Below are 3,742 nucleotides of genomic sequence, written 5' to 3' on the forward strand. Positions count from 1 at the left end.
TGCCCCGGCCTGCGGCCGGGGCACCCCTCTGTCAGTCAGACGTTGTAGCGGAACTGCCGGAGCAGATAGTCCACGTCGTCGTCCATGAGGCCGTAATTGGCGATAAGCTCGTTTTTGATCTGCCGCAAAAGCTCTTTGTTCTCCATGTCGTTGGCCGCCTTGATGGCGGCGAGGTACTTGTTGTAGTCGCTGGATGGCATCGTGTTCACCTCTCGTTTTATTTATAATCAATCCAAGTAACAATCTTTAGTTCTTTTTGGTATTGCTTTTTGTATCGGCGCTTGAGTGCATTTATATATGTATCTAATTGTTGTAATTCGCTCCGGGCTCTATTATACGGCGGCAGAAGATATTTTAATATAATCGGATGATCTTCATCATGCTTCCACAAGTCGACATCTAAGCATAGCTCTCTGTATAATTGCAATCCATTATTACCATCAATATGCTTTACCAGCTCTTTTTCCAATAGATCACGCCTGGCTTTTTCTAACCTCGCATCTGAGGTTGTAGCCAAACACATTTGCACACATATACCCAAAGCATCATCAGATAAAACGACTCCAATATGTTTGGGAGTGGCAAATAACGTAAGCAGAGGGGAATTTAATCTTTTCGTAAATTCTATAAACTTGAGAGCGTTTTCTACATATTCGGATTCTTCTTCTGCTGTATCACCAAAATGAAGAAATTTATAAAATCCAAATACAATAGCGCCGATTACTAAAATAACGGCACCAGCGCCAAAATAAGTACCTATGAGATAGAAAATTCCGATAACTATGATAATGACAAAAGCTACGACTTCCCACATATAATCACCCCAGTAATCGCAGTTCATTTTAGTGAGGGGTATCTTATAGCATCTATTATAATAATCTTTTAGGAAATTTGCAATAGAGAATATTAACTTTAAGATACCTAAAAGGGGTGCTGTTAGATATGAGGATGGAACTGGATCGCAGGGCGCTGGGAGAGACCATTCGCACCGCCCGCATGAAAAAAGGGCTAACACAGGAGTGTCTGGCTGAAATGCTGGACATTACGCCGATCCACCTAAAAAATATAGAAGGATCCCGTCGGTTGCCGTCCGTTCCATTACTCTTTCAGATGATGGAGCTGCTGGACTTCTCGGTGGATGCGCTGGTGTTCCCGGAGCGGGAGAGTGCTCCGGCGATTCACACCGACGGGCTGACGGAGCGGGAGGCGGAGGCGCTGGCCCGGCTGGTGGACGCGATGAAGGCAAAGGAATAGCGGCGGCTTGCGTGGATGCGCGGGCCGCCGCTGTGTGTTCTTGAGAGATTGGGGGTCTATGGAAAGGTCTGTCCGCGGAAAGAGACCTGGAGAGCGGGAAAGGGAGAGGGCCCGCAAGACAAGAACAGATACGCCCTGGGCGGCCTATGGCCGCCCAGGGCGTGTCAAAATCGGGGGAAAGGTCAGTTCTGCTCCAGGGCCTTGGAGTCCACCTCGTCCCTGAGCTTGGCGGCAAAGGCGTCGAAGCTCATGACGGTCTGCCCGCCGTGGCGGTTGCGCACGGCCACGCCGCCGGTCTCGGCCTCCTTGTCGCCCACCACCAGCATATAGGGCACCTTCTCCAACTGGGCCTGGCGGATCTTGAAGCCGATCTTCTCGCTGCGGTGGTCGGTCTCCACCCGGTAGCCCAGCGCGTCCAGCTTGGCGGCCACCTGGTCGGCGTACTCCGCCGCCCGGTCGGTGATGGGGAGCACCTTGACCTGCACCGGGGCCAGCCAGGTGGGGAAGGCGCCGGCGAAGTGCTCGGTGATGACGCCGATGAACCGCTCGATGGAGCCCAGCACCACCCGGTGGATCATGATGGGGCGGTGCTTCTCGTTGTCCGCGCCCACGTACTCCAGCTCAAAGCGCTCGGGGAGCTGGGAGTCGAGCTGGATGGTGCCGCACTGCCAGGTGCGGCCGAGGGAGTCGGCCAGGTGGAAGTCCAGCTTGGGGCCGTAGAAGGCGCCGTCGCCCTCGTTGATCACGTAGGTCTTGCCCATCTCGGTGATGGCCTCTTTCAGGATGTCCTGGTTGTGCTCCCACTGCTCCACGGTGCCGATGTGATCCTCCGGCATGGTGGACAGCTCGATCTCATAGTGCAGGCCAAAGACGGAGTACACCTCGTCAAAGAGCTTGACCACGTTCTTGATCTCGTCCTTGAGCTGGTCGGGGGTCATGAAGATGTGGGCGTCGTCCTGGGTGAAGCAGCGCACCCGGAACAGGCCGTGGAGGGCGCCGGACAGCTCGTGCCGGTGCACCAGGCCCAGCTCGCCCACCCGCAGGGGGAGATCCCGGTAGGAGTGGGGCTCGTTTTTGTAGACCAGCATGCCGCCGGGACAGTTCATGGGCTTGACGGCGAAGTCCTCCTCGTCGATGACGGTGGTGTACATGTTGTTCTTGTAGTGGTCCCAGTGGCCGGAGCGCTCCCACAGGGAGCGGTTGAGCATGATGGGGGTGGAGATCTCCACATAGCCGTAGCGCTTGTGCACCTGCCGCCAGTAGTCGATCAGCGTGTTCTTCAGCACCATGCCGCGGGGCAGGAAGAAGGGGAAGCCGGGGCCCTCGTCCATAATGGTGAACAGGCCCAGCTCCTTCCCCAGCCTGCGGTGATCCCGCTTCTTGGCCTCCTCAATGCGCTGGAGGTAGGCGTCCAGCTCGTCCTTCTTGGGGAAGGCGATGCCGTAGATGCGCTGGAGGGTCTGGCGGCTGGAGTCGCCCCGCCAGTAGGCGGCGTTGCAGGCGGTCAGCTTGATGGCGTTGCCCTTGACCCGGCCGGTGGAGTCCAGGTGGGGGCCGGCGCACAGGTCGGTGAACTCGCCCTGCTTGTAGAAGGAGATGTGGGCGTCCTCCGGCAGATCGTGGATCAGCTCCACCTTGTAGGGCTCGCCCTTCTCCTCCATGAACTTGAGAGCCTCTTCCCGGGGCAGCTCAAAGCGCTCCAGCTTCAGCTTCTCCTTGCAGATCTTGCGCATCTCTCCCTCAAGCTTCTCCAGGATCTCCGGAGTGAAGGGGAAGGGGGAGTCCATGTCGTAGTAAAAGCCCTCGTCGATGGAGGGGCCGATGGCCAGCTTTACCTCCGGGTACAGGCGCTTCACCGCCTGGGCCAGAATGTGGGAGCAGGTGTGCCAGTAGGTCTTGCGGTAGCTCTCGTTTTCAAAGGAAAATTCGCTGTTCTTGTTCTCTTCGGACATTCTGATAACCTCCTTTTCGTCTGTGGGGGGCGGCACACGGCGCGCGCCCCGGTAAAATGCGGCGGGGTTACAGCAAAAAAGCGCCTCACCCCTGAGTGTGTCAGGGGTGAGGCGCTGTCATACGTCCCACGGTTCCACCCTGCTTGCCAGAGACGCACAGACGCCCGGCAGGACAACCGCAACACGCGCAGGCCGAACGAACGGTCGGGCAAAAGCCCGGCGGCAGGTTCGGCACAGCGTGGAACAGCTGGCCGCCGCAGAGGGCGCGCAGCGTGGCAACTGGCCGCTTGTGACTTCCTGTAACGGGAAAGCCCCGGCCCGGTCATCCCGGGCGGCTCGGGAGTGGTACAGCCGCCGCGTGTCGTGGGACCCTTCCACCAAACGGGTCCCTCTCTGTCCGCCGCTGTGCGGGTTCGTCTCCGTCAAAGCCAATTTGAACGGACCTACTATATCACTGAGGGGGAGGAAAGTCAAGAGTCCACTTTATCCCGGAGCCCGCGGGCGTTGTAGGACTACAATACATATTGGACATCTGA

General features: G+C 57.3%; 4 protein-coding genes. 1 reads left to right on the forward strand and 3 read right to left on the reverse strand.

Annotation, left to right across the window (positions count from 1 at the left end; genetic code table 11):
* Nucleotides 1-35: 35 nt before the first annotated feature.
* The gene (locus HMPREF0372_RS20120) at nucleotides 36-200 is read right to left on the reverse strand and encodes a hypothetical protein (protein WP_007492555.1); all 165 of its coding nucleotides are present in this window, start codon (nucleotides 198-200) and stop codon (nucleotides 36-38) included.
* A 17-nt stretch (nucleotides 201-217) separates the two neighbouring features.
* A complete protein-coding gene (locus HMPREF0372_RS19775; protein WP_024725010.1) occupies nucleotides 218-814 on the reverse strand; it encodes a hypothetical protein in 597 nt (198 codons plus the stop codon).
* 128 nt (nucleotides 815-942) lie between these two features.
* Here HMPREF0372_RS19775 and HMPREF0372_RS11580 point away from each other — a divergent pair, with 128 nt between their 5' ends.
* A complete protein-coding gene (locus HMPREF0372_RS11580) occupies nucleotides 943-1,254 on the forward strand; it encodes a helix-turn-helix domain-containing protein (RefSeq protein WP_007492557.1) in 312 nt (103 codons plus the stop codon).
* 182 nt (nucleotides 1,255-1,436) lie between these two features.
* Here HMPREF0372_RS11580 and thrS read toward each other — a convergent pair whose 3' ends face one another.
* On the reverse strand, nucleotides 1,437-3,206 hold the full coding sequence (thrS, locus tag HMPREF0372_RS11585) for a threonine--tRNA ligase (RefSeq protein WP_007492559.1): 1,770 nt from the start codon (nucleotides 3,204-3,206) through the stop codon (nucleotides 1,437-1,439).
* Nucleotides 3,207-3,742: the final 536 nt, after the last annotated feature.

The organism is Flavonifractor plautii ATCC 29863 (genome assembly GCF_000239295.1).
GTDB lineage: Bacteria > Bacillota > Clostridia > Oscillospirales > Oscillospiraceae > Flavonifractor > Flavonifractor plautii.